At 66.5% G+C, this 3,775-nt stretch carries 4 protein-coding genes and 1 pseudogene; 3 read left to right on the top strand and 2 right to left on the bottom strand.

Features of this window, described 5'->3' with window-relative positions; all coding sequences use genetic code 11:
* Positions 1-190 precede the first annotated feature (190 nt).
* Positions 191-572: pseudogene (locus AB0637_RS24825) on the bottom strand (IS481 family transposase); the annotation flags it as partial.
* Positions 573-804: 232 nt separating this feature from the next.
* On the opposite strand from AB0637_RS24825, the gene AB0637_RS24820 reads away from it, so the two are divergent.
* Complete coding sequence (locus AB0637_RS24820; protein WP_366175459.1) at positions 805-1,296, top strand: hypothetical protein; 492 nt, start codon at positions 805-807, stop codon at positions 1,294-1,296.
* A gap of 23 nt (positions 1,297-1,319) precedes the next feature.
* Entirely contained in the window at positions 1,320-1,724 is a 405-nt protein-coding gene (locus tag AB0637_RS24815) for a hypothetical protein (protein WP_366175457.1), read from the top strand.
* A gap of 142 nt (positions 1,725-1,866) precedes the next feature.
* On the opposite strand, the gene AB0637_RS24810 is transcribed toward AB0637_RS24815, so the two are convergent.
* Positions 1,867-3,189, bottom strand: a complete 1,323-nt coding sequence (locus AB0637_RS24810) for an IS481 family transposase (protein ID WP_366175460.1) — start codon at positions 3,187-3,189, stop codon at positions 1,867-1,869.
* 263 nt (positions 3,190-3,452) lie between these two features.
* Here AB0637_RS24810 and AB0637_RS24805 point away from each other — a divergent pair, with 263 nt between their 5' ends.
* The gene (locus AB0637_RS24805) at positions 3,453-3,704 is read left to right on the top strand and encodes a hypothetical protein (protein WP_366175456.1); all 252 of its coding nucleotides are present in this window, start codon (positions 3,453-3,455) and stop codon (positions 3,702-3,704) included.
* Positions 3,705-3,775: the final 71 nt, after the last annotated feature.

Below are 3,775 nucleotides of genomic sequence, written 5' to 3'. Positions count from 1 at the left end.
GAGGTAGAGTGAAGATGATTTCAAGAAAGCCTCCCACAAGAGCCCGTATTAATCGCATAGTCTTCGGACGCTTCCACACAGTCGGATTCGTTATGTGTGATGTATCAGGACATCGGTGACAGTTCTGCATCAAGACATTGGTGACACTTCATGTGTCAGGACATCGGTGACAGTCGCCGTGTCGAGCCGTCACGCACTTGCGGCCGCCGGTGAGGACGTACTCGGTGGCGTCCAGCTGCCAGCAGGCGTTCGGGGCCGGGTAGACGAACCGCCGCCAGGCCGCACGGGGCCGCTTCCTCGGCTCGGCGCGGGCCACGCCCCGCTCGCGCAGGATCCGCGCCAGGGCGCCAGGGCGCCAGGGCGGCCCGGACGGCGACGGCCTGGTCCTTGACGTCCTCCGTCAGCTTCGAGGGACCGACGGCAGGGCGCCGCGATCGGGGCTCCAGCACCGCCGCCGGGCCGTGCAGTCGTGCGCGTCGACGCAGCTCGTAGAAGGACTTACGGGAGATGCCGTGCTCGGCGCAGAAGGTCGAGACCGCTCTGCGCGGGGCGTCGTCGGGCCACTGCGCGATGGCGAGGCGGACACGGGGATCGATGGGGTCATGAGCAGCCACCGCCGCAGCCTCGTGGTCACGGTGATCTTGGATGCGAAGGAGGTCAATTGGGAGCCTGAGCGATGCGGGCTTCAAGCTTGTTGGACGTTCAACCTGTTGCGACACACCGTAACAAGACTTTTGGGGCGACTCACCGTAACGATGCCTGCTGGGCGATGGTCGCCCAGCAGGCACACAGGGGTGAGGCACCATGCGCAAGGTCTTCGGCCGGGCAACCGCAGCGGTTGCCCTCGTTCTGGGATTGCTCGTATCGACGGCCCTGCCGAGCCAGGCGGCGACCGGTCAGTGGTCGGACACGCAGAACACCAACCGTCCCGTCATCTATCAGACGAACTTGCAGTACGAAGGTGCAGCCTTCAGGGTCCCCACCAACGTCCCATCCACAGCGCAAACAGGACTCGTCCAGTACAACTGGCGCCTGCTCGACCAGCCGCCCGCAGGTACGACCCTCATCGTGTGGCTGTGCCGTGGGCCGGTAGGCACCACCAACCAGTGCCTGACTGCCTACCAGGGCACCCCCACGAAGTCCGGGTCGGCGAGCTGGGACCTCACCGGTAGCGGCCTGGCGGCCAACAGCACATGGCACCCTATGATCGCGCTGGCAGCTCCCACCACCTACGTCTTGAAGCCCTACCCGGTGAACTCCAGCCTCTACAGCATCTTCGTCAACTACACCTACTGACGAACCGCCGAAAGGGGCCATCCATGGAGATCAACCGTACCGCCGGTACCAGTGCCGCCACCGGCTACGACAGCCAGTCCTCGACTGTGAGATACCAGAGCACCTCCGGTGTCGACTATGACGCCCAGAACTACCAAGCCCTCACCGCCAGCGACCGCGACCTGCTCGAGAAGGCCACCGGTCAGAAGATCACTCCTGGGGGGTTCATGCCTCCCATCGCCAACTTCATCGCCGAGGACCGGCGCAACGGCGTCCTGACTGCAGGCCAGGCGATCGACTCCGGCTACCTGACGAAGTTGGCTGAACGCTTCACTAACCTCAGAGCAGGAGGCGGAGGTTCATCCCCGCTGAGCGTTGAGATTCTCCAGCGCGCCAGCGACTACCTCGCCAGCAATGGCGGGAAGGCCAAGACCGACTTCAACGCCTGAAGACGGCATGAGGCCCGCTCCCGTTGGAGCGGGCCTCACGCCGTTCAAAGCAGAGCGCTCAACAACACGCACGGCCACGAAGACGATGACGGGGCAGCGGTCATGTGACGGGCGAGTGCCACCGCCAGAATGACCGAGAGTGTCACCGATATGTCAGGACATCGGTGACAGTCACCGCGTCGAGCCGTCGCCGACCCGCGGGCCGGCCGTTGCCGACGTACTTTACTCCCGGGCCGGGGCGGGTGTGCTCGATGAGGATCTCGCCCTGCAGGTCGGTGACGATGATCTTGTCGCCGTCGGTGGTGACCAGGACCTTCTCGAAGCCATACTGCCCGTCGACCTTGTACTGGACCCGGTCGAGCATGAAGGTGCCGGCACTGGTCAGCGTCCGGAGGCAGGTGTCGACGTGCAGATCCATCGGCATGTCCACGGGCGTCTCGGTGATCGAGTCCACTGCGGACGGACCGGACTCGGAAGCAGCTCGAGGAGGCCGGGAGCCGGGCAGGCGTGAGGGTCGCCCGGAGGGCAGCTGGAAGTGCCTGGGCCGCTCGAAGTGCGGCCGCGGCGCCTGCGCCTTGGCGGTGGCCTGCCACGCCGTCAGGGGCGTGACCCGGCCGGGCAGCCCCTGATGGGGCCGCTGGGTGTTGTAGACGTGGTCGAAGGCGTCGACCTGCGCCTGCAGCTCGGCCAAGCTTTCGGCCAGGGGCTGCTGGTCGAGGTAGCGGAACAGCGTCTGGTGAAAGCGCTCGTTCTTGCCCTGCGTGGTCGGCTTGTACGGCTTGCCGGTGATCGCCTCCACCCCGAGGCGGGAGGCGTGCTCAACGAGCTGACCAATGCGACCGCGCCGGGTCGGGTTCAGCGCGGCGCCGTTGTCGGTCAGCAGCCGCTGCGGGACCCCGTGCGCGGCGACGGCCTTGTCGAAGGTGGCGATGGCTGCCGCGGAGGTCTCGCTGGCGGCGACCACGGAGGCGACGGCGTAGCGGGAGTGGTCGTCCAGGAGCTGGAAGATCACGCACTTGCGGCCACCGGTCAGGACGTACTCGGTGGCGTCCAGCTGCCAGCAGGCGTTGGGGGCGGGGTAGACGAACCGGCGCCAGGCTGAACGGGGCTTCTTCTTCGGTTCGGCGCGGGCCACGCCCCGTTCGCGCAGGATCCTGGCCAGGGCGGCGGTCGAGGGCACCACCGGCAGGCCCATCGAGGTCATCTTGTCGTGCACGCTGATCGGGCCGTGATCCAGACCAGAGGCTGCCAGCGCGGCCCGGACTGCGACGGCCTGGTCCTTGACGTCGTCGGTCAGCTTCGCGGGACTAGAGGCGGGGCGCCGCGATCGGGGCTCCAGGACCGCCGCCGGGCCGTGTAGCTGTGCGCGTCGGCGCAGCTCGTAGAAGGACTTGCGGGAGATGCCGTGCTCGGCGCAGAAGGTTGAGACCGCCCCGCGTGGGGCGTCGTCGGGCCATTGGGCGATGGCGAGTCGGACACGAGGGTCGATGGGGTCGTGAGCAGCCACCCTGCAGCCTCGCGGCCCTCACTGTGCGTGATAAATGCGCCCTCAACATTCACCCGTTCGGCCGATTTAGAAGAAGTTCTCAAGTTCCGAAGCCCCCTTGCCGATGGAGGGGCACGGACACGCTGAGCAACGGGACACTGCAGGCCCTCGATGATCAGCGGCGCACCTGTTCATGATCGACCAGTGGATCCCGCAGCATCCTCACCCAACCTGGAGAGCTCATGACGATTCCTCGCTTCCGTCGGGCAGCCGCCGCGATGGCCCTGTCGGCGATGGCGCTGACTACAGCCCTGACGACCTCCCCCGCCAGTGCAGCACCCACCTCCTCCGCCGAGGCTGGTGTCGTCGACGTGACCGACACTGCGGTGCTCACCGTGCTGCACAACAGCAAAAAGCTCACCTCGACCGAGGCAACGCAGAAGCAGCTCGCTGCGGAGAAGGCGAACAAGGAGGCCTTGTCAGTAGCGGCGTGAGCAACTACCGCATCCCCGGGGCAGAGGCGTTGGGGCACGTAGGGCCTGGCCGGTCACGATGGTGGCGACCA

The organism is Kineococcus sp. NPDC059986 (assembly GCF_040702905.1).
GTDB lineage: Bacteria > Actinomycetota > Actinomycetes > Actinomycetales > Kineococcaceae > Kineococcus.
This window is presented reverse-complemented; position numbering and strand designations above follow the sequence as displayed.